General features: G+C 41.8%; 18 protein-coding genes. 12 read left to right on the top strand and 6 right to left on the bottom strand.

What is annotated here, in order from left to right; genetic code table 11:
- The first annotated feature begins 179 nt into the window (after positions 1 to 179).
- The 6 genes from bioA (at position 180) to F902_RS17670 (ending at position 5,470) form a co-directional block, all read left to right on the top strand.
- Positions 180 to 1,475 carry an adenosylmethionine--8-amino-7-oxononanoate transaminase gene (gene bioA, locus F902_RS17695; RefSeq protein WP_005205520.1) on the top strand — a complete coding sequence of 432 codons (1,296 nt, stop codon included), beginning with the start codon at positions 180 to 182 and terminating at the stop codon, positions 1,473 to 1,475.
- Positions 1,462 to 2,616 carry an 8-amino-7-oxononanoate synthase gene (locus tag F902_RS17690; RefSeq protein ID WP_005205518.1) on the top strand — a complete coding sequence of 385 codons (1,155 nt, stop codon included), beginning with the start codon at positions 1,462 to 1,464 and terminating at the stop codon, positions 2,614 to 2,616. The genes bioA and F902_RS17690 overlap by 14 nt, the downstream gene beginning before the upstream one ends.
- On the top strand, positions 2,613 to 3,422 hold the full coding sequence (bioC, locus tag F902_RS17685) for a malonyl-ACP O-methyltransferase BioC (RefSeq protein WP_005205516.1): 810 nt from the start codon (positions 2,613 to 2,615) through the stop codon (positions 3,420 to 3,422). The genes F902_RS17690 and bioC overlap by 4 nt, the downstream gene beginning before the upstream one ends.
- A 4-nt stretch (positions 3,423 to 3,426) precedes the next feature.
- Positions 3,427 to 3,930 carry a hypothetical protein gene (locus F902_RS17680; RefSeq protein WP_005205514.1) on the top strand — a complete coding sequence of 168 codons (504 nt, stop codon included), beginning with the start codon at positions 3,427 to 3,429 and terminating at the stop codon, positions 3,928 to 3,930.
- Positions 3,931 to 4,569 (top strand): dethiobiotin synthase, encoded by a 639-nt coding sequence (gene bioD, locus F902_RS17675; RefSeq protein WP_005205513.1) that lies wholly within the window; start codon positions 3,931 to 3,933, stop codon positions 4,567 to 4,569.
- 235 nt (positions 4,570 to 4,804) lie between these two features.
- Positions 4,805 to 5,470 (top strand): hypothetical protein, encoded by a 666-nt coding sequence (locus F902_RS17670; protein ID WP_005205512.1) that lies wholly within the window; start codon positions 4,805 to 4,807, stop codon positions 5,468 to 5,470.
- 73 nt (positions 5,471 to 5,543) lie between these two features.
- Here the strand turns inward: F902_RS17670 and F902_RS17665 are convergent, their stop codons facing one another.
- From F902_RS17665 to F902_RS17645, 5 genes are all read right to left on the bottom strand, one after another.
- Positions 5,544 to 5,963 (bottom strand): ExbD/TolR family protein, encoded by a 420-nt coding sequence (locus tag F902_RS17665; RefSeq protein WP_004804909.1) that lies wholly within the window; start codon positions 5,961 to 5,963, stop codon positions 5,544 to 5,546.
- A 14-nt stretch (positions 5,964 to 5,977) separates the two neighbouring features.
- On the bottom strand, positions 5,978 to 6,406 hold the full coding sequence (locus F902_RS17660) for an ExbD/TolR family protein (protein ID WP_005205511.1): 429 nt from the start codon (positions 6,404 to 6,406) through the stop codon (positions 5,978 to 5,980).
- Positions 6,407 to 6,417: 11 nt separating this feature from the next.
- Positions 6,418 to 7,293 carry a MotA/TolQ/ExbB proton channel family protein gene (locus F902_RS17655; protein ID WP_005205510.1) on the bottom strand — a complete coding sequence of 292 codons (876 nt, stop codon included), beginning with the start codon at positions 7,291 to 7,293 and terminating at the stop codon, positions 6,418 to 6,420.
- Between the two features lie 40 nt (positions 7,294 to 7,333).
- Positions 7,334 to 8,047, bottom strand: a complete 714-nt coding sequence (locus F902_RS17650; RefSeq protein ID WP_004804915.1) for a TonB family protein — start codon at positions 8,045 to 8,047, stop codon at positions 7,334 to 7,336.
- A 153-nt stretch (positions 8,048 to 8,200) separates the two neighbouring features.
- Positions 8,201 to 10,885 (bottom strand): TonB-dependent receptor, encoded by a 2,685-nt coding sequence (locus F902_RS17645; RefSeq protein WP_017402065.1) that lies wholly within the window; start codon positions 10,883 to 10,885, stop codon positions 8,201 to 8,203.
- Positions 10,886 to 11,544: 659 nt separating this feature from the next.
- Here F902_RS17645 and F902_RS17635 point away from each other — a divergent pair.
- The 6 genes from F902_RS17635 to F902_RS17610 are packed head-to-tail and all read left to right on the top strand — an operon-like array spanning position 11,545 to position 21,053.
- On the top strand, positions 11,545 to 13,329 hold the full coding sequence (locus F902_RS17635; RefSeq protein WP_005205508.1) for an ABC transporter substrate-binding protein: 1,785 nt from the start codon (positions 11,545 to 11,547) through the stop codon (positions 13,327 to 13,329).
- 11 nt (positions 13,330 to 13,340) lie between these two features.
- Positions 13,341 to 15,158 (top strand): ABC transporter substrate-binding protein, encoded by a 1,818-nt coding sequence (locus F902_RS17630; protein WP_005205507.1) that lies wholly within the window; start codon positions 13,341 to 13,343, stop codon positions 15,156 to 15,158.
- A 26-nt stretch (positions 15,159 to 15,184) separates the two neighbouring features.
- Positions 15,185 to 17,203 carry a M3 family metallopeptidase gene (locus F902_RS17625; protein WP_005205505.1) on the top strand — a complete coding sequence of 673 codons (2,019 nt, stop codon included), beginning with the start codon at positions 15,185 to 15,187 and terminating at the stop codon, positions 17,201 to 17,203.
- Between the two features lie 12 nt (positions 17,204 to 17,215).
- On the top strand, positions 17,216 to 18,154 hold the full coding sequence (locus F902_RS17620) for an ABC transporter permease (RefSeq protein WP_004804925.1): 939 nt from the start codon (positions 17,216 to 17,218) through the stop codon (positions 18,152 to 18,154).
- 10 nt (positions 18,155 to 18,164) lie between these two features.
- The gene (locus tag F902_RS17615; protein WP_005205504.1) at positions 18,165 to 19,307 is read left to right on the top strand and encodes an ABC transporter permease; all 1,143 of its coding nucleotides are present in this window, start codon (positions 18,165 to 18,167) and stop codon (positions 19,305 to 19,307) included.
- A 12-nt stretch (positions 19,308 to 19,319) separates the two neighbouring features.
- Positions 19,320 to 21,053 carry an ABC transporter ATP-binding protein gene (locus F902_RS17610; protein ID WP_005205503.1) on the top strand — a complete coding sequence of 578 codons (1,734 nt, stop codon included), beginning with the start codon at positions 19,320 to 19,322 and terminating at the stop codon, positions 21,051 to 21,053.
- A 55-nt stretch (positions 21,054 to 21,108) separates the two neighbouring features.
- Here the strand turns inward: F902_RS17610 and rluB are convergent, their stop codons facing one another.
- Positions 21,109 to 22,056 (bottom strand): 23S rRNA pseudouridine(2605) synthase RluB, encoded by a 948-nt coding sequence (gene rluB, locus F902_RS17605; RefSeq protein WP_004804930.1) that lies wholly within the window; start codon positions 22,054 to 22,056, stop codon positions 21,109 to 21,111.
- Between the last annotated feature and the right edge of the window lie 28 nt (positions 22,057 to 22,084).

Here is a 22,084-nt window from a genome sequence, read left to right as displayed (position 1 = left end):
TGAGTAGATATATTTGGATGGGATCAAGAAGTGAACAGGTTTTGTGGATGACAAATGGTTTTGCCTACTTTTCCCGAAAGAAAAGTAGGTCCAGCTGAAGGCTTATCCTAAAATTGGGTGAGTACTCGGAATGACACTGTACAGCACATCATTAAATATTGAATTTATAGAGGTAAAGGATGACAGACCCATTTGATTTAGAACATATATGGCATCCCTATACTTCGATGTTAAATCCATTGCCAACCTTTAAAGTCAAACGTGCTTATGGCGCAACCATCGAACTGGAAGATGGTCGAGCTTTGGTTGATGGCATGTCGTCATGGTGGTGTGCGATTCATGGTTATAACCATCCTGAACTCAACCAAGCGGTTACAGATCAATTGCAGAACATGGCGCATATCATGTTTGGCGGTCTGACCCACGAACCTGCAATTGAATTAGGCAAATTATTATTAAAAATTACGCCGCCGAGTTTAGACAAGATTTTCTACGCAGACTCAGGTTCGGTTGCCGTAGAAGTAGCGTTAAAAATGGCAGTTCAATATTGGGCTGCATTAAACAAACCAGAAAAAACTAATTTTATTACCACCCGTTCTGGCTATCATGGCGATACCTGGAATGCGATGTCTGTCTGTGACCCAGTCACGGGGATGCATCAAATTTTTGGTACAAGTTTACCGAATCGAATTTTTGTACCCGCGCCACAAAGCCGTTTTGATGGCGAATGGAATCCGCAAGATATTCAGCAACTCAAACTGCAGATTGAACAACATCATCACAGTATTGCCGCACTGATTATCGAGCCGATTGTACAAGGCGCAGGCGGCATGCGTTTTTATCATCCTGAATATTTACGTCAGGCCAAAGCGTTATGTGAGCAATACAATTTATTGCTGATCTTTGATGAGATTGCCACGGGTTTTGGACGTACAGGCAAAATGTTTGCATGGGAACACGCGCAGGTCGAACCCGATATTATGTGTATTGGTAAGGGCTTAACCGGCGGTTATATGACACTGTCAGCAACTTTGACCACTAAGCAAGTGGCTGAAAGCATTAGTCGTGGTGAAGCAGGCGTGTTTATGCATGGCCCAACCTTTATGGCGAATCCACTGGCCTGTGCGGTTGCTTTAAGAAGCACCCAATTATTGGTAGAACAGGATTGGCAAGCCAATATTCAACGAATTGAAAAAATTCTGACTGAACAGTTAAATGATTTAGCCCAGCTCGATCACGTTGCTGATGTACGGGTTTTAGGGGCGATTGGTGTGGTTGAATTAACCACCAATGTTGATATGAAAACCTTACAGCAACAGTTTGTTGAACGGGGTATTTGGGTACGACCATTTGGAAAATTGGTCTATGTGATGCCGCCGTATGTGATCACAGATGACGAACTCCATTATTTATTAGCACAGATGAGTGAAGTGGTGAAAAATATGCAGGGAGTAAATAGCAATGTCCTTGCTTGATCATTATGCCGAGCAGCTTGACTTACTTAAACAACAGGGTAATTTCCGTCAATTCACTGCAAATGAGCAATCTGGACGGTGGATTACCATTCAAGATCGAACTATGTTGAATCTCGCATCCAACGACTATTTAGGTTTGGCCGCTGATTTAAGTTTAAGAGAAGAATTTCTTGATACGTTGCATATCGAACGAGCACTCTTTAGTTCATCTTCTTCACGTTTGCTTACGGGTAATTTTGCAGAATATGAACAATTTGAAAATAGCCTAAGCAAAGCCTTTGGTCGCGCTGCCTTACTCTTTAATAGTGGCTACCACATGAATATCGGTATTTTGCCAGCCTTGTGTGATAGCAAAACCGTGATTCTGGCCGATAAACTGGTACATGCCAGTATGATTGATGGCATTCGACTTTCGACTGCTCAATATGTACGTTATCGCCATAATGATTTGCAGCATCTGGAACAGTTATTGCAAAAGTATCATCAAGATGAGCAAGTTGAACGCATTATTGTGGTGACCGAAAGTATTTTTAGTATGGATGGGGACGAGACGGATTTAGCTGCATTGGCGCAGTTAAAGCAACGCTTTGCCAAAACCATGTTGTATGTCGATGAAGCACATGCGATTGGCGTCAGGGGGGAGCAAGGTCTGGGTTGTGCTGAACAATATGGGGTTTTGGATCAGATTGATTTCTTGGTGGGTACCTTTGGTAAAGCAATTGCCTCGGTAGGCGGCTATATCATTTGTGATTCAATCATTCGTGATTATCTAATCAATAAAATGCGCCCATTGATTTTTAGTACAGCTTTGCCTCCAATCTCGATGGCATGGTCAGATTTTATTTTTAATAAAGTGCTGAGCATGCAGCAACAGCGTCAGCATCTGGCTGAGATCAGTCAATATTTACAACAGGCTGTGATTGGAAAAGGTTTCTCGAGCCCATCCAGCAGTCATATCATTCCGATTATCTTGGGTGAAAGCCAAGCTGCGATTGAAAAAGCACGCTATGTACAACAACAAGGTTTTTATGCCATGCCAGTACGCCCACCAACAGTGCCACAGAATAGTTCACGCCTGCGTATTTCATTAACTTCTTTGGTGCAAAAAAATGAATTGGAACAATTGGTGGAGTGTTTGTGAGCATCAATAAAGCACTGGTGGCCCAACGTTTTGCCAAAGCAGGGCAAAGCTATGTCGAGCATGCTGTGGTACAGAAACAGATTAGTGCGCAGTTATTTGAATACCTTAAAGAGTATTGTCCGCAAAACTTGGATTCAGTCCTAGAGATTGGCTGCGGTTCAGGCAATCTCACCTATTTATGTGAGTCTTATTTTCAGGTTGAGCAACTGTTCTTAAATGATCTATATGCAGATGTCGATCAGCATTTTTCAAATTTTAAATCCCCTCTAAATCTCCCCTTTGTTAAGGGGAGACCTAAGGTTGATTGGTTGATCGGTGATATTGAGCAACTGATGTTACCGCAATGTTTGGATGCAGTGATTTCCAGTTCAGCATTACAGTGGATGATTGACCTACCTGCTTTATTGCAGCGAATTTATGCGGCATTAAAACCCAATGCATTTTTCGGTTTTTCTACTTTTGGGCCTGACAATTTGACTGAAATTAAGCAGTTAACAGGACAAGGTTTAACTTATGTTGACTTAGAATCTTTAAAGCGACAGCTTGAACAGCAAGGCTTTGAAATTCTATTGATACATCAAGATCATAAGCAGGTTTATTTTGATCATCCAAAATCTGTATTGCAGCATTTAAAAGCCACAGGCGTGACCGCAACAGCTCAATCACATCGTTGGACCAAGCAATCCTTGCAGCAGTTTTATTTAGATTATCAACAGTTTTATGATAAGCAGGGTTTTCGTCTGACTTACCATCCGATTTATGTGATTGCACGGAGAGCGAAATCTTTATCCTTAGGAGATGAGTAAAATCATGTCAGATCGGTTAACACCCAGAAATAATATCGTGCATGGTTATTTTGCATTAACCATAAGTTTAATTTTTCTGATGTTTTCTGCTTTTCCTTGGGTACTAGTTTGCTTGATTTTGGGTGCTTTACTAATTGGCTTGGGATATGTACGGGTTTGGAAAAAAGATCGAATCCCCAATCCTGTTATAGAGGGAGCGGTTTTGCTGATAATTCTGTTCTCTTTTTGGTCAACGAGTTTGATAACAGATTATATTAATAAAAATGCGCCGCGAAAGACGATCTGTGGTTGGGCTAAAAACATTGAAAAGCCAGGCAGAAGTAGTGGTCGGTTTTTATTGGTGAATGACGAAACGAGCCAATCGTTTTCCTATACTCACCAGATGCAAATACAACCAATGAGTGAAATGTGTCTCGAGTATTCTTTAAATGAGCATTTTGGAGACTATCCTTATATTCATGAAATTTACCCGAGAAAGTCGGATGATTCAGGAAAGGAAATTAAGTAAATGAGTCGTATTTATTTTGTCAGTGGTATTGATACTGAAATTGGTAAAACTTATGCCACAGGTTATCTCGCCAAGCTTTGGACCAAACAGGGACAGCGTGTCATTACCCAAAAATTAGTACAAACGGGGAATGTAGATATCTCCGAAGATATCGAAAAGCATCGTGAAATTATGGGCAGTGGCTGGTTTCAGGAAGATCATGAAAAGCTGACCATGCCTGAAATTTTTACTTATCCTGCTTCGCCGCATTTAGCCACACGTTTGGATGGGCGCGATCTGGATTTTGCCAAGATCGAAGCGGCGACTAAAGAATTGGCGCAGCGCTTTGAGGTGGTACTATTAGAAGGGGCCGGTGGTTTGATGGTGCCTTTAACCACAGAACTGCTGACGATTGATTATATCGCACAGCATCAATTTCCTGTGATTTTGGTTACTTCTGGGCGTTTAGGAAGTATTAATCATACTTTGTTGAGTTTAGAGGCTTTAAAGCAGCGTGGTTTGAGTTTGCATGCTTTGGTGTATAACTTAAGGGATGAGTCGAAAGATCCACTTATTTCGAAAGATACCGCAGATTATTTAAAAGCTTATTTGGCAAAGCATTTTCCAGAAGCAGAATGGGTTGAGTTGGAAAAATTCTAATTTAATTCATTAAATTTAGAATCTTATTCAATAGGGTGAACCACAGCGTCTTCCCGAGTTTTCTCAAATGAATACCACATTGTCTTACTTTTCAGGGATGAAAAGTAACAAAAATCCTTTGTAGGGCTGACGGTATATCCTTATACCGCAGCCCTACGGGCGGCATCCATGCCGCCGTCACGATAGCTAATAGATTTTGGAAGCCATTTAACTAATAAATTTAAGGTGACTAACAATGAATAAAAAGAATTTTATTTTTATAACCCTCTGCCTGTTAGGTCTAATCTCGACTACTCATGCTGCTGTACCTCCAGATAAAACCATTATCAGTTGGATCACTAACTTACAAGATTCAAATGCCAATCCACCCCAAGCCATTCAGATCGATTCTACCGAAGCAGTAAAACTGATCTCAGGAGAAGAAGCCTATTTATCGGGTGTGAGTTTTGAAAATGCAGGACGTAATTTTTGGGCTGGCTATGTGTTAACCCGTCCAAAATTAAAGCAGGCGCGAATCCTAAAAGAGTTTGGCGGTCAATCAAATAGCTTTAAAGTGCATCCAACTGTTTATAAAGGTAAACCGATTCAACTGATCGAAATTGAGAGCGCAGGTTCAGGACAGGGCACAGTCGAGTCGAGTAAAAGCCTAGTTTATTTCACTCAGTGGACCAGCAAACTGATTGCAGAGGTAGAGGAGTCTTCATATGATGGCCGCTATGATGACAAATTAGGGGCAGAAGATTGTCGTACTGGCCGAGATAATTCAGGCTATTTAAATGTGATGCCTTATTCCCCTTATGTCATTCGAACCACCGTGACAGGTGATGCTTGTAGTAACAAACCACAAGGCTATAAAGTGAGCAGTAAACTTATTCCGATCGTGATCAGTGAAATAAAATAAAAAAAGCTAACAAGCGAACTTGTTAGCGCAGGAGTAATGTTTAGTTATTTTATTAATTTTTTGTTTTTATTCTTTAGTTATTACTGACGATACCGATTTTGGTGACATTGCTCTGTTGAGCGAGTGCCATCACCATCGCGATATTCTTATATTCAGCCTGAGCATCAGGCTTAAACTTAATCTGATCCTGATCAGCTTTTTGAGCAACCGAATCAAACAGGGCTTTTAAGGCTGAACGATCAGCAACCGCTTGATCATTCCAAAAAATATGCCCTTGCGCATCAACCCGTAAATTAATAGTTTCGGGTGGCTTCTGATCTGTTGGCGGTGGTGGTGTACCATTTGGCAAATTAATGTTAATGGCGTTGTTTGGAATTGGGATGGTGATAATAAACATAATCAGCAGCACCAACATGACATCAATCAGCGGTGTCATGTTGACGTCGAGCATCACATCTTCTTCATCATTTTTTGAACCCACATTCATACCCATGTGTGATTCTCCTATTATGGTGTAAAAGCAGGGGGAGTCGTAACAAAAGCGATTTTGCCAATCCCTGCTTGCTGTGTTGTGCTGATCACCTGATCTATCGCTTCATAATGTGTTTGTTGATCGCCACGAATATGAACCTCAGGCTGTGGACGTTTTTGTGCTTCGGCCTGTAAACGAGCAAGTAAGGTTTCCTTATTTGCAACATGTTGTTCATTCCAGAAAATATCCCCCGTTTTATTGACGGAAAGCTGAATATTTTGTGGGGTGGTGGCATAAGGTGTATTTTTTTCTTCAGGTAGTTTTACCGGAACAGTGTGTGTGACTACTGGAACTGTGATTAAAAAGATAATCAGCAGCACCAGCATGATGTCGACCAGTGGGGTGGTATTAATTGTTCCGATCACATCATCGTCACTTTGATCTGAATTAATCATCATGCCCATAATGGTGTTCCTTATTTAGAATCACGGTTTGGGTGATTACTGTTTAAGTCACCGCTGAGGAGTACGGCATGTAGGTCTGAACCAAATGAACGGACATTGTCCATGACCGCTTTATTGCGGCGTGTTAACCAGTTATAACCAAGTACAGCAGGAACCGCGACTGCAAGACCAATTGCGGTCATAATCAGTGCTTCACCCACAGGTCCAGCAACTTTATCAATTGATGCTTGGCCTGAAATACCGATTGCAGTAAGCGCGTGATAAATCCCCCAAACTGTTCCAAATAAGCCGACAAATGGTGCGGTTGAACCCACAGTGGCAAGGAAGGCTAGGCCATTACTGAGATGACTTTGCACTTTTTCGATTGCACGTTGAATTGAGATTGTTACCCATGTGTTGAAATCAATACGTTCTAATAAGGTGCCATCGTGATGTTTGGTTGAGCGAATGCCTTTTTCAGCAATATAACGGTAGCTACTATTGCTATTTAAACTTTCTGCAGCGCTATTTAAAGACTCCGCTTCCCAAAAATGGCGTTCAGCTTCTGTGCCATGGTGTTTGATCTTACTTTGTTGGAACACTTTCGACAGAATGATGTACCACGTTCCAATCGACATCAGTACCAAAATAAATAACGTCGATTTTGCGACCAAGTCACCTTCGCGCCAAAGGGCTTCTAAGCCATAAGGGTTATGTACTTTCTCAACAGTTGCAGGTAAGGGCGGCGGGGTTGGTGCTGCTTGTGCTGCGGCATCAGTCGCTACCGTCGTTACGGCTGTGGTTTGCGTGGTTTCATCCGCCCATACGGTTGCAACTGGAAGTAAGGTCGTACCTGCGATGAGGCCAATTGCTGCGATTCGAGAAATACGTTTTGCTGTGTTTGTCATCTTTAAATTCTCCAAAAACTTGTTTGTTTAATGTATTTAATTAGGAAATCGTGAATGGATATTCGATTTCGTACCATTCTTGTTGTGGTACACCGTCTTTCATTGCAGGTTTAAATGTGCACAGGCTATAGGCTTTGACAGCTGCTTTATCTAGGCTTTTACTACCACTCGATTTTTTAACTTTTGAGTCGATCACTTTGCCTGAACCATCAACCAGCACACGAATACGCACTGTACCTTCTTCTTCATTCATCAAGGCTTCACGAGGGTATTCTGGTTTTTGACATCCCGCTTCTCCTTCAGAAACACCGCGTGAAATTCCTGCGGGTTTTGCTGGAGTCGCAGGTGCGGCTGGCGCTGTTGGAGCAGCAACAGGGCTCGGACTTGCTGCAGCAGGCGTAGGTGTTGGTGTCGCAACAGCCGTTTTGGTCGGTTGAGCAGGTGCTGGTTTTTGCACAGGTGTGACTTTCTCCACCTGTTTAGGTGGGTCAGGCATCTTGGCCACTTTTTCGACCATTTTCGGTGGCTCGGGTGGCTTTTCTTTAGGTTTTGGTTCCTCTGGTTTTGGAGGCGGTGGTGGTTTGATGTCCTGAATAATCTGTAGTTCTACAGGCTTATCGACAGGCTTGCTAAAGTCGGTCGCTAAACTTGTCATCAGAATATAGGCGATAATGAGATGTAGAAATAACACCAGACCAATACCGACAAGGCGTTTGGCTGGTTGATTTTCACTCTCAGAAAAGGGGATGCCCATAAATACTCCTGAAATTGTAATCAGTAATTCATATCCATTAGGGGCGGCTTATATCGATTTAGACTGACAACAACCGCTTGGAATGTGATGAAACAGAGGATTACGGTGAATCACTACGACAGAACAATATTCATGCCGTAGTGATGAAACGCATTAAAATTTATAGGTACCGCGAACGAAATAGCTACGACCAACAGCATCTGCATAACGCGGGTCATAACCCATTTGGAAGTTATCGACGACATTTGAAGCCGGTGGTTCAGCATCAAACATATTTTTAAGACCAAGTGTGAGTTCTAGGTTCTTGAAACCTTTATAAGTGCCTGAAAGGTTATAAGTGGTATAGTCGCCTACAGAATGGTCTTGCCCATTAGAGTTTTGGTCTTTATAACCTTTAGAGAAGTTTTGCTGTAAGTTGAGTGCCCAGTTCTCATAGCGCCAATCTAAATTAGCTGTATGTTTCCAGCGTAAAACGATTGCCTGATAATCCAAGCCTGCATAGCTTCCAGCAACACCAACCCATGGCATGCCTTTGTTTTCTTGGTATTGGTAATCTGTTACATAAGTACCATCAATACTGAGACCAAATTGGCCTGTGCTGGTCATTGGAGAGCGCCAAGCTGCACCGACATCAAATCCTGAGGTTTTGATACCACCTAAATTTTGATTGGTTGTATTGATATAGTTCAGCGAGCCATCTGCATTACGGATGAATTTATCTGCATACTTCACAGGGTCAGCAAAAATGGCAGTCTCTGAAATGGTGGTAATCTGATTTTTGACTTTGATATCGAAATAATCGAGCGTGAAGACCAAGTTTTTGATGGGCTCAAATACCATACCAGCGGTAAATGAATCTGATTTTTCAGGCTCTAGGTTTTGGTTACCACCATTTTGTCGATCAAATTGCATACCACAGTCACGTGCAGGTAATGCACCCGCTGCTGGAACACCACCAGGGCAAAGTAGCGGATCATTATACGTTGCAGCTGTATTGGTGACGGATTTAGGTGAATGCATTTCTTGTAATGTCGGTGCTCTAAAACCTTTGGTATAGCTTGTTCTAAACATTAACTGTTTGATTGGTTCCCAACGAAGGGAGAATTTGGGATTAAAGGTATCACCAAAATCACTGTAATCATCATATCGAGCTGCAAGCTGAGCTTCTAAAGTTTTATGCAAAGGGATATGTAATTCTGTGAAAACAGCTTTGATATTGCGTGAACCTTCATTTACGGGTTCATTTGGATCGACTCCTGTACTTGGTGCAACACTTGCAATTTCAGCCAGTGTCTTCGATTGCCAATCATCACGGCGATAACTTGCACCAACAGCAAAACCGACATCACCAGCTGGTAATGTATAGATCGGGCGGCTTGCAGTGAAATCGACTGTAGTTGAGTCTAATTTGGCATCTAGATATTTACCTTTAACGCTTAAGCCATTCCATACATCACTATCGGCTGAGCTTTGTGCACCAAAGGGATTGAGAGTGCCATCTAATAATGCTGCAGCGGTTTTATTGTAATTAAGGTAACCATTTAAAACGTTATCTGCAGCATTACTACGGGCATAGGTTAGGCCAGTATTAATATCCCAACCATACGCATCACCTTCAAGACCAGCAAAAATCCGGTGTGAATCATTCACGCTATTGCTGATACGATTACCTGCTTGTGAACGTAAATATAATTCTAGTGGGCCACTGACATTATCCATGGCAGGTGTAATACCATTCCCAGGATAATATTTGCTTGATGGGTTCATCGGTAAGTCAAAAAATACGTCAGGCGCAACGGATGTAGTCACTTCACTACGTGCGTAAACGTACTCACCAATCGCATTGAAATGATCATTAATTTTTGCGGTTACACGACCCATGACAGAAACGTCTTCTGTTTTAGGAATAATGCCAATCACAGCTTGACTGTTATAACGGCAGGTCACTCCATCATTACTGAAGAATAGCGGATTATCGCCACATCCTGTTTTGGCATAAGGACTGCCGAATGTACCTGTCTCTGTATCGTATAAATTTGCAGGGAAAGAACCACTACTGGTTCGATTGACACCTAATTCGGGTAATACACCCCCACGACGGCTGACCTTGCGGTCTTTTGCCATGACTTCATCACCACGTCGATAATCAACAACCCCGAAAACATTGAATCCATTTTCTTCTAAATCACCATAACCACCAAAAATGGAATAGTTTTGTTGCTCGCCACCTGTTTGTTCTGGTTTTTGATAGTCGGCACTGAAATTTAAACCGCTAAATTGTTTTTTAGTAATAAAGTTGACTACACCGCCAATCGCATCGGTACCATAGATCGCTGATGCACCATCTTTCAGCACTTCAATACGATCAAGCATAGCCAGTGGAATGATATTTAAATTGGTCACACCGCTGTCATAGGCATTGGCTGCCAAACGACGACCATTGAGCAAAACCAAGGTCTTGTTGGCACCAATTCCCCTTAAATTTGCAGCAGATCCCTGTGTTTTACTGGTTCCTACATTTGAAGCCGTGACAAAATTTGATTGATTGGCTGTAATTTTTGAGAGTGCTTCTTCGGTTGTTGTGACCCCTTGTTTTAGAATTTCATCCACTTTGACGATGGTAATCGGTGAAGCACTCTGTGCTGCAACGCCTTTGATGGATGAACCTGTAACAGCAACTTTTACGACTTTGGCTGCTTTTTCCTCGGAAGGCGATTCGGCCTCAGCAGCATGAGCCATGGTTAAACACAGCATACTTAAACTGAGCGTACTGAGTTTAAGCATCGTTTTGCTCGCTTTTGGCAGAGCACTTGGTTGAGCGAAGTTGGCTTTTTTCATTGATTATTTAACCCCTAAATGGATTGCCACTCTAAAAATTCAATAAATCCGTTTTAGCAAGAGCTGTGCCAAACCCTATTTTTAGATTTCGCTTAATGTAGAATAAAATGTGTAAAAGTGTTTTAGTTTTTATATATAAGCTTTTCATATTTTTACTAAATATTAAAAATATTGAAATAATTTTAAATGTGGATTGGTTAACATAAAGTTCCAAATAAGGTATGTTTTTGTAATGCATTAAAATGAATCATAAAGTTTTATTTTTGCTTTTTTGTGGTGCAAATCATCTTTTGTTGTTATAAAACATATGGTTTATTATTTTTATTTCATTGAAATGGAAAATAATATATAAAAATATGATTTGGCATAAAGTTACTTTTATTTAAGATGCGTGAAAACTAGATCTGCTAAGAATACGTTTTGATTAAAAAATAAACATAATTTTTTTATTTGAAAAGTGGCATGAAATTAGCAAGGTAATTTTCGATCTTTAAGGGGTTTTTCTTTTAACTTAATTTTTCCAACTGGTAAAACATCATTAAATAAATGATTTTTTAATAAAAAGTTGGAATGAGACACGCTGAAAGGGAAACGGTTGTAGTGTTGAATGCTATGCAAAAGTCTAGTATTTATTAAAAAACGATGATGTGAGCACTGATTTGAAGTCAACTTTTTTTACGGTCACTGTATTATCAACCGTTATTGCATTTATGCCGATGGGGTATGCAAAAACACCTGCTCAGGCAGATAAAGTACTCCGTGTTGCTTTTGAAGCCCCAGATGATGGTTTTGATATGGTTAAAACTTTTAATTTTTACAGCGGAAATGTCGCCGATGTAATTTTTGAAAGATTGCTTCAATACGATTATCTCGCTAACCCAGTAAAATTGGTTCCATCAACAGCAGAAAGCCTACCTGTGATTGAAAAAAATGGTCAGATTTATATATTTAAAATAAAACCAGGGATTTATTTTACCGATGATCCTGCGTTTAAAGGTAAACGCAGAGAGCTGGTTGCAGAGGATTATGTCTATTCCATTAAGCGGATATTAGATCCTAAAAATCATGCCTCAGCATTTTCTTTTATTGATAATAAAATTGTGGGTGCAAATGCACTGGTGGACCAAGCCAAAAAAACGGGCACATTTAACTATGATGCCAAGATTGACGGCGTTAAAGCACTGGATAAATATACGATTCAATTTACCCTGACGCAACCTGATTATAATTTCCCTTATATTTTGGCCTATAGCACCTTTGGTGCGACTGCACGGGAAGTGGTTGAATACTATAAAGATCGATTAGCCATGCATCCTGTGGGAACAGGGCCTTATATGCTGAGCAAATATGTACCCCGCAGCAAGATCGAATTAGTTGCAAATCCTGATTATCGCGGTTTTGTCTGGAATTTTAAATCGACAGGTACGGCGTGGGATAACCAGCTGGTTAAAGAAATGAGTGGCAAGCAAATGCCGCAAATTGGCAAAGTCAATATCAGCATTATCGAAGAAGAACAATCACGTTGGCTCGCTTTTCAGTCCAAACAACTGGATTTTGATAAGGTCACTTCAAGTGCAATTCCTAAAGTACTTGATCAAAATAATCAGTTAAAAGCAGAAATGCAAAAGCAGGGTATACGTTTGTATGCCAATAAAGAGGCAGAGATCACCTATTCAATGTTGAATATGCGTGATCCTGTTGTTGGTGGGAATAGCCTCGATAAAATTGCGTTAAGACGTGCCATCGCTATGTCTTTTAATGTCAATGAATATATTCGTATCTTAAGAAAAGGTCAGGCGGTTAAGGCTGAAATGCTGGTACCTGCAGGCATTAATGGTCATAACCCGAATTATCGCAGTAGCATTGGTTACAATCCTGCTTTAGCCAATAAATTATTGGATCATTTCGGCTATAAAAAAGGTCCAGATGGCTATCGTAATCTGCCCAATGGCAAGCCTTTAACCTTAAAAATAAATACCGAGAGTGGTACAGCTTCCGTGATGTATTCTGAATTGTGGAAGAAAAATCTAGATGCAATCGGGGTTCGGGCAGACTTTAAAGTCAGTAATTTTGCCGATAACTTAAAAGCCGCAACCCAGTGTCAATACATGATGTGGAGTGGCGCATGGCATGCGGATTATCCAGAGGGTGAAAATTTCACGCAATTGCTTTATGGTCCGAATGTGGGTCGTGGTAATCAATCCTGTTATCAGTCAGCTGCTTATGACAATTTATATAAACAGGCGATGCAGCAAGCCCCTGAAAAACGTATGCCATTCTATGAAAAAATGAGTCGCCAAATTGAAGCAGATGGAACGTGGATTTTACAAGATACACGGATTCGGAACTGGTTGATTCAACCTGAGGTGCAGGGATTTAAAGCTCATCCAATTATGAATACCAACTGGCAATACTTAGATATTGTTTCACCAAATCAAAAATAAGTGATGTGTTTATGATGAAGCAAAATTTTAAACTTTCGATGCAACGGACTAGTCTGGCGCTGTTATTGGGGACAACATTAAGTCTAGGGGTAACGATTACAGAAGCGAAAAGCCCTGCCGATCCAAAAAAAGTCTTACGTTATGCCTTTCCAGTGGCGGAAACGGGATTTGATCCCGTAGCGACACAAGACCTGTATTCGGCTCATGTCTTATATTCTATTTTTGAAACGCTCTATACCTACGATTATTTAGCTTCGCCTGCCAAGTTGGTGCCAAAAACGGCAGTGGCATTACCTGAAGTGAGTGCGGATGGGTTGACCTATACCATTCGGATTCAGAAAGGGATTTATTTCACACCTGATCCTGCATTTAAAGGCAAGTCACGTGAACTCACCGCTGCTGATTATGCGTATTCATTTAAACGCTTACTTGATCCAAATCTGCATTCTCCTAACAGCTGGTTATTTGAAGATAAAATTGTGGGCATTGAACCGCTTATTCAACAAGCCAGTAAAACAGGAAAGTTTAATTATGATCAGCCGATCGCGGGACTACAAACGCCTGATCGTTATACTTTGGTGATTCGTTTAAAAGAACCGAATCATAATTTTCCGATGCTATTGGCGCATCAACCCACGGGTGCAGTGGCACGTGAAGTGATTGAAAAATATCGTGATAAGGCGGGCTATGTAATGGGACGTCCTGTAGGAACAGGTCCTTATATGCTGTCACATTGGACACCAGGTTCACGGATTATATTGAAGGCAAATCCAGATTATCGTGGTTTTACATGGGACTTTAAGGCCAGCACTCCTGAAGATCAAAAAATCGTACAACAGATGCAAGGCAAAAAAATGCCACAAATCGGTGTGGTCGATATTCAAGTCATTGAAGAATCACAATCGGGTTGGCTGTCATTCCAAAAAGATGGTTTGGACTTATTTACACTCGATGGTGAATTACCTGCACAGGCTTTGCAATCTGATGGTTCATTAAAACCTGAACTTGCCAAGAAGGGCATTCAATTGTCTCGTATCTCAGATCCTTCGATTGATTATTTGTATTGGAATATCCAAAACCCCGTAGTAGGTGGTTTTAGTAAAGATAAGATTGCATTGCGTCGCGCGATGTCTATGGCAGTTTCTAAAGAAAAATTTATCACGGTCTTGGCCAAAGGCAATGCCAAAAAATTAGAATCACCGATTCCATATGGTGTCGCAGGGCATGATCCAAATTATAAAAGCAGTATTCCTTATTCTGTAAAAGCAGCCAATTTGCTATTGGATCGCTACAACTACAAAGTAGGTAAGGATGGTTGGCGAACTTTACCTGATGGAAAGCCTTTAGTGATTGAGTTTATGCCATCGACCAGCAGTGCACGAAGTATGCAAATGGCCGAGTTACTCAAGAAAGATTTAACCAATATTAAAATTAATATGGTGTCGAAGCCTGTTCCTTTCGCGGAAGGTTTAAAAGCGGAGAAACAATGTAAAACCATGTTTAAGGCTTCGGCTTGGATTGCAGATTATCCTGACGCAGATAATTTTGTGCAGTTGTTTTATGGCAAAAATATTCATGCAACCAATCATACCTGCTTCAAATTACCCGAATATGACCGTCTCTATGAGCAATCATTGAGACTTGAGGATGGCCCTGAGCGCGATATGCTGTATCGCAAAATGTCACGGTTGTTAGAGTTTTATTCGCCCGTACAATTTATGTCGACCCGTTACCGCACCGTGGTCGCGCAACCGCGTGTGATTGGTTATAAAAAACACCCTGTTCTGCCAGCAGAATGGATGTATATCGATATTCAAGACAAGAAATAACAAACAGATTAAATTGGAGAAAGCGCATGGCGAAAAGAATATTGAAGTTGTCGACACTGGGACTGTTATCGATGGCGGTCACGGGGATGAGTCAAGGCATTTGGGCTGAAAGCACACGAACCACGTTACCGATTTTAAAAAGCAGTGAAAGTGCACAATGGTGCGATGCTAATTTACAGACTTTAAAGCAGCGTATTTCTCAACTGGAAAAACAAAGCATTAAACCGCAATCCGATGCTGCACCTGTGTTGGCAGAGTGGGATCAATTAATGGCAACTTTCGAGAATTTTGCTGGGCCGATTAGCCTGTATAGCAATGTTGATCCAGATGCTAAATTACGCCAAGCCGCTGAAGATTGCGAAGTTAAGTTGAATCAACTACAAACCGAAATTTATCAGAATCCGAAGTTATACCAACGTTTTAAAAACACCAAAGCCAACGATGCAATCGATACTAAGTACCGCCAAGATATTCTTGATGCCTTTGAAGATACAGGGGTACAACTTTCACCCGAAAAAAGAGCACGGGTCAAAACAATTTTTGATGAGTTGACCAAACTTTCGCAAGAATTCTCCCGCAATATTCGTGATAATCCAGAAAAATTAGAATTTACGCCTGCCGAGCTAAAAGGCTTACCAGATAGTTATATTTCAGGCCTAAAGAAAAATGACAAAGGCAATTATTTATTAGGGTTTGAATATCCAGAGTACCAACCGTTTATGGAGTTGGCCGACAGTGATGATGCACGCAAACGTTATCAAACTGCATTTACACGTCGTGGTACAGAAAAGAACTTAGTCTTGCTTAAACAGATTATTGACTTACGTTATGAATTGGCGCAACTGTTTGGTCAGCCAAGCTATGCCGATTGGGCGCTAAAAAAACGTATGGCGAAAACGCCAAAAACGGTTAACACCTTTTTGGCCGATGTACACAACGTTGTTGCACCACTTGAGCAAAAAGAAGTGGAGGAGTTACGTGCATTTAAAGCCAAAACCTTGAACACAACTGTAGAAAAAGCTGAAATTAACCGTTGGAATGTGAACTATTGGAGTGAAAAACTCCGTAAAGACAAATACCAGATAGACCAAGAAAAACTGCGTGATTATTTCCCGACCTTAGCGGCACAAAAGTGGTTATTTGCGATTTCATCTGATCTTTATGGGATTGAATTTAAGCCAGCCAAAGTTGATGCTTGGCAAGACGAGGTGGAGTATTACGATGTCACTGACAAAAAAACAGGTGAAGTTCTTGGTGGCCTATACATGGATAAATTCCCACGTGAAGGCAAGTATGGGCATGCAGCGGTCTGGGGTGTATATGGCGGCAGTACACTGAGCAAGCGTAAACCAATTTCAGTGTTGGTCACTAACTTTAACCGCAAAGGTTTAAATAGTGATGAGCTGGAAACCTTTGTACATGAGTTTGGTCATGCCCTACATGGCATTTTATCGAAAACCCGCTATTCAGGTCAGTCGGGTACATCGGTAGAGCGCGACTTTGTCGAAGCACCATCACAAATGTATGAAGAGTGGGCGCGTCGTAAAGAAACCTTGTCTAAAGTGGCCGATTATTGTAATCCAGCTTGTCCACGCGTAGACGATGCCCTAATTGCACGCCTTAAATCGGTACACAATTATGGACGTGGTTTGCGTTATGCACGTCAAACCTTATATGCACAATATGACATGGCTTTACACGGTGCGGATGCGCTGAAAGTACAGCCGATGGATGTCTGGAAAAAAATGGAATCGGCAACCGCTTTGGGTTATGTACCGAACACCGAGTTCCCTGGTCAGTTTGGCCATCTGATGGGTTATCAAGCGGGTTATTATGGCTATATGTGGTCTGAAGTCTTAGCCTTAGATATGTTGTCGGCTTTTGGCGATAACCTGAATAATCCAGAAGTGGGACAACGCTACCGTCAGGCGATTTTGTCACAAGGTAGTCAAAAGAATGCAGCGAAACTGGTTAAAGACTTCTTAGGCAGAGAGCCCGATAACAAAGCCTTCTTTAATGAAATTACAGGTCAACGGGTCAAATAAGGATTTGCCATTATGCTTGCTTATGTCGTGCGTAGACTATGGCAAATGATCCCGACCATGTTGGGTGTCATTTTGCTAATCTTCTTCTTGTTTAACTGGGTGGGGGGAGATCCTGCATATATCTTGGCAGGAAAAATGTCCAACCCTGAGCAAATTGAAAACATCCGTAAACAGTTGGGGGTTGATCAACCTTATTATGTGCAGCTGTGGATTTTTATTAAACAGATTCTGACTTTTGATTATGGTGCCAGTTGGAGTACAGGCGAATCTGTTTCGCAGATTATTTTGACCCGACTAGGCCCATCACTGACCTTATTGATTCCATTGACCATTTTACAAACCGTGATTTCAATCATCTTGGCATTGGCGGTTGCATCGGTTCGTGGTTCATTGACCGATCGTATGGTGATGATGCTGTGTACCATTGGCATGTCGATCAGTATCTTGGTATATATCATCATCTTCCAATATGTTTTGGCCTATCAGTTAAGTTGGTTCCCAGTACAAGGCTGGAGTGATAGTTTTAGTCAAAATTTATTCCATTATGCTCTGTTGCCGATCTTAATCATGTTGGTGGTGAGTATTGCCCCAACACTACGTTTGTATCGAAGCTTCGTCTTAGACGAAATTAACCAAGATTATGTGCGGACTGCGCGTGCCAAAGGCGTAGGTGAGTCTCGGGTACTCGGTGTGCATGTATTGCGTAATGCCTCGATTCCGATTGTCACTGAAGTGATGGCTAGTCTGCCTGCCTTATTGATTGGTGCTTTCCTGATTGAACGTTTCTTTGGTATTCCGGGCATAGGTCGGGAAATTATTATTGCGGTTGAACGCAGTGATTTTCCTGTGATTAAAGCCATCACCGTATATATCGCTGCAGTCACCATGATTTTTAACTTGATCGCCGATCTGATTTATAAGCTCCTCGATCCTCGTGTGCAGTTGAAATAGGAGGATGACGATGCTCAGTACAATTTTTAAAAGCAAAGCTGCCTCGAATGAATCTTCTGCGTCAACAGGATTGTGGCATTTGGCCTTGAATCGATTGAAGTCAGATCGAATCGCCGTGGTGTCTTTTTTGGTGGTGTTATTTTATTTCATCCTGCTCGCTTTATCGATGACAGGGGTAATAGCCTCTAATTGGAATAAAGAAGTTGCAGTCAGTTATGCACCACCCACTTTCTTGGGTGCGGATACAGAGTCAGATCAAATTAAGGCAACTACAGAAAACACAGCAACTTTGCCTGAAAATCCTGTTGATCCTCTGAAAGACGTGATTCAGCAGCTGAATGCGGAAATTCAAGCTGAACAGCAAGGTGGCTCAGTCATTGATAATTATGGCGTGGTTGATCCTTTGGCTGAGGATATGCAGCAGATTGATCAGCAACTCGGTGGGCATTTACTCGATCAAAAGCAAGAGCTCAAAACTACTTTGCCTTTTGGGGCGGATAAGTGGGGACAAGATGTGTTGCTAAAAACCATCAAAGGTGCTGAAACTTCAATTCTGGTCGGTTTATTGTCTGCGCTATTGGCGGTGGTGATTGGTACTTTTTTGGGTGCAATTGCAGGTTATTTTGGTGGCTGGGTTGATGATGTTTTGAACTGGTTCTATAACATTTTTACCTCGATTCCTTATCTGTTGTTGGTGTTGGCCATTGCGGCTGTCCTGCAACAAAAAGGCATTCTGTCGATTGTGTTGATCTTGGGTTTAACTGGTTGGACGGGGGTGTTCCGTCTGATTCGTGCCGAATATATGAAACATAAATCGCGCGAATATGTTCTGGCAGCCAAAGCCATTGGAGTGAGTCATCTACGTCGTATGTTTGTACATATCTTCCCAAACGTGAGTCATATTGCCTTGGTACAGATTTCGATTTTGGTGGTGTCATTTATTAAATCCGAAGTCATTCTGAGCTTCCTTGGTTTTGGTGTGCCTGTCGGCGTAGTGTCTTGGGGCAGTATGTTGAATGAAGCGCAAAGTGAGCTGATCTTAGGTAAATGGTGGCAATTGGCTGCTGCATCTATCGCAATGGCGGTGTTAGTCACTGCATTCTCGATGTTTACAGATGCCTTACGTGATGCTTTAGATCCTAAGTTGAAATAGCGGAGAGACAAAATGCAATATCAGAATGAAACAACGCTATTACGTGTCGATGATCTCCGTGTCAGCTTTAAGGGTGAAAATAAGCAGTGGATTGAAACAGTCAAAGGGATTTCATTTTCAATTCCTAAAAATAAAACTGTAGCACTGGTTGGTGAGTCGGGCAGTGGTAAATCGGTCACTTCCCTAGCGGTGATGGGGCTGTTGCCAAAAGGGCAAAGTCAAATTGCCGAACAGAGTCAAATTTGCTTTGAAGGTAAAGATTTACTCAATTTATCGGCCAAAGAGATTCGCAAAATTTGTGGTAAAGACATTGCCATGATTTTTCAGGAACCGATGTCCTCGTTGAATCCTGTCTTTACCGTGGGAGATCAAATTGCTGAGGTGTTATGTATTCATTTGGGCATGGGACGTAAGCAGGCCAGAGCACGGGTACTTGAATTACTGAAAGAAGTCGGTATTCCTGCACCAGAAACCAAGATCGATGCTTATCCGAGTCAGCTTTCAGGTGGGCAACAGCAACGGGTGATGATTGCGATGGCAATTGCCTGTGAGCCGAAGTTACTGATTGCGGATGAACCAACAACAGCCTTAGATGTCACCATCCAAAAGCAGATCATTGATTTGTTGGAGTCATTACGACAACGCCATGAAATGTCGATGCTGTTTATTACTCATGATTTAGCCTTGGTGGGTGAAATCGCAGATGAAGTGATCGTGATGCGTCATGGTGAGATTCGGGAAAGTGGTCCAGTTGAACAGGTGCTGGAACAACCACAAGATGTGTATACCCGTGCTTTGCTGCATTGTCGTCCACAGTTGGCGACTCGTCCATACCGTTTGCCTGTGACCAGTGATTTTATGCAGCAGGACGAAAATGGACAACTGATCGAAGCCACCAATCTGTCTGATTTAAACCTGAAACAACGTGTCCGTGGTCTGACTGGCGATGAGCCGATTGTGCTCGATGTAAAAGATCTGAAAAAGTCATTTTATAGTCGTAAGGGTTTGTGGGGACAAGAAGAATTTCAAGCGGTTAAAGGTGTCTCTTTTCAATTGGCCAAAGGTAAAACCTTGGGCCTAGTTGGCGAGTCGGGTTCAGGTAAAACCACGATTGGTCTGTTATTGATGCGCTTACATGAAGCCACAGGCGGGGAAGCCTTGATTGGTGGAAAAGATATTCTGGCCATGAGTGAGAAAGAGTTTTGTCAGTACCAGCGCAAAATTCAAATCATTTTCCAGAACCCCTATGCTTCACTTAATCCACGCTTTACCATCGGGCAGATTTTATTGGAACCGATGCGGATTCATGGCATAGGTCAGAATGATGCTGTGCGCAAAAAGATGGCATTGGAGCTGTTAGAGCGAGTCAGTTTGCCTGTTCAAGCCTATGACCGTTACCCACATGAGTTTTCTGGTGGTCAACGACAGCGGATTGCGATCGCACGTTGTTTAACCTTGAAACCTGAGATTTTAATCTGCGATGAGTCTGTTTCTGCATTGGATGTTTCGGTACAGGCGCAGGTGTTGAATTTGTTGCAGGATTTACAGGACGAGTTTGGTCTGAGTTATATTTTTATTTCGCATGACTTATCTGTTGTGAAATACATTTCTGATCAAGTCATGGTCATGAATCATGGCGAATTAGTTGAAATTGCTAACTCGGACGAACTGTATTTACATCCACAGCATGAATATACCAAAAAACTGCTGAATGCGATCCCGCAAGGCATTGTTCAGCATAGTTAAAGCCAATAAAAAAACGCTCTTATTAGAGCGTTTTTTTATTTTTTAGGATCAAGAATTAGAACTTCTTAAAGCCTTTGTTGAAACCAATGGTTTTACGACCATTGTTATTATTGGCATTGCCACTAGGACGTTGTTGCTGTGACTGATCTTGTTCATCATCACGACGTTGTTGACGCAAGTAACCACCACGACGTGCTGCCATCGGCTTTTCAGACATACGTTCAGTACGACGTTTTGCCATACCAAATAGACCTGTACCTTGACGTGGTTTTAATTCCACTGATTTTGCCAAGTTATCGATATCGCTTTTATCCAATTCCATCCAACGACCTGTACGTAACTCGCGTGGCAAAATGACAGTGCCGTAACGAGTACGCAATAAGCGGCTGACTTTTAAGCTTTGTGATTCAAAGATACGACGGACTTCACGGTTACGACCTTCTTTAACCACCACTTGATACCAACGGTTAATACCATCGCCACCAATTTCTGAGAATGATTCAAACTTGGCTGGACCATCTTCAAGCTCAACACCTTTCAGCATATTATTGCGAATTTGTGGGGTTACTTCGCCCATCACGCGAACAGCATATTCACGCTCAACTTCGTTTGAAGGGTGCATTAAACGGTTGGCAAGTTCACCATCATTGGTGAATAACAATAAGCCAGTACTGTTAATATCCAGACGACCCACCATGACCCAACGGTCGTTGGCAATTTGAGGCAAATGATCAAATACCGTAGGGCGCTTTTCAGGGTCATTACGTGAACAGATTTCACCTTCTGGTTTATAGTAAATTAATACGCGGCGGCGAATTTCATCTTCAATTTGGAATTGTACTTTACGACCATCGATACGAAGTTCATCACCTGGTTCGATACGTTCGCCAACTTGGGCAATCTGACCATTGATACTGACACGACCAGCAGCAATGACTTCCTCCATATAGCGACGCGAGCCTAACCCGACTCTCGCTAAAACCTTTTGTAATTTTTCACTCATGACAGCACAACCTTAGACATAATGATCA

It is taken from the genome of Acinetobacter higginsii (genome assembly GCF_000369525.1).
GTDB classification, from domain to species: domain Bacteria; phylum Pseudomonadota; class Gammaproteobacteria; order Pseudomonadales; family Moraxellaceae; genus Acinetobacter; species Acinetobacter higginsii.
The sequence above is the reverse complement of the archived record's forward strand: the minus strand, read 5'-3'. Positions and strand labels throughout refer to the sequence as shown.